1 pseudogene is annotated in these 337 nt (G+C 68.5%); it reads right to left on the bottom strand.

The window, feature by feature from the left end:
* A pseudogene (locus tag UK23_RS54995) lies at positions 1-159 on the bottom strand (SdrD B-like domain-containing protein); the annotation flags it as partial.
* Positions 160-337 lie beyond the last annotated feature (178 nt).

The raw sequence follows: 337 nt of genomic DNA, 5'->3' as shown, positions 1-337 counted from the left end.
GACGAAGTAGCTGCCCGCACCCAGACCCGTGAACAGGTACGTGCCGTTCGCGTCCGTGGTCGTGGTGCCTGCCGACACCGGCCCGTTCGGACCGTTGCGGAAGAGCTCCACCGGCACGTTCGGCACACCGGCTTCGCCGTTGTCCTGCACGCCGTTGCCGTTCGCGTCCGACCCATGTCCTGCTCGATCTGACCCAGGTTGAACACCGGAGTCACACCCGTGCCGTCACCGTCGGAGTCCAGCGCGTCCTGCCCGCGCCCAGACCCGTGAACAGGTACGTGCCGTTCGCGTCTCATGCCCGCCGGCGGGGTGAACTTCATGCCCGCCGGCGGGGTGA

Origin of the sequence: Lentzea aerocolonigenes (assembly GCF_000955955.1) — a bacterium.
Taxonomy (GTDB): domain Bacteria; phylum Actinomycetota; class Actinomycetes; order Mycobacteriales; family Pseudonocardiaceae; genus Lentzea; species Lentzea aerocolonigenes_A.
This window is presented reverse-complemented; position numbering and strand designations above follow the sequence as displayed.